The 312-nt window shown below is 67.9% G+C and carries 1 protein-coding gene; it reads left to right on the plus strand.

Features of this window, described 5'->3' with window-relative positions; genetic code table 11:
* On the plus strand, positions 1 to 312 hold a 312-nt coding region (locus CVH10_RS19190; protein WP_146143094.1), incomplete at both ends, for a TonB-dependent receptor.

The following is a 312-nucleotide window of genomic DNA, read 5'->3' on the forward strand; positions in this document are numbered from 1 at the left end:
CGGCTACTGGCTGATCCCCGCCTACCAGCGCGTCGCCGGGGCGCCTCTGGAGCGCGTGCCCGACGGCTTGCTCGACGGCTACACCGTCTTCAACGACAGCCGCATCGAGACGGATTCCTACGCCGCCTTCGCCCAACTGACCTGGAACATCACTGACCGGCTGCACCTGACCCCCGGCCTGCGCTACACCAAGGAGGAGAAGTCGGGCCGCTACGCCGCCACGACGACCGGCGGCCTTGCGACGACGGACAGCACCTATATCTCCCGGCGCAACGGCATCGCCCGCCCGCAAGCCTATGACGCCAGTCTTTC

The organism is Halomonas sp. ND22Bw (assembly GCF_003011945.1).
Classification (GTDB): domain Bacteria; phylum Pseudomonadota; class Gammaproteobacteria; order Pseudomonadales; family Halomonadaceae; genus Halomonas; species Halomonas halophila.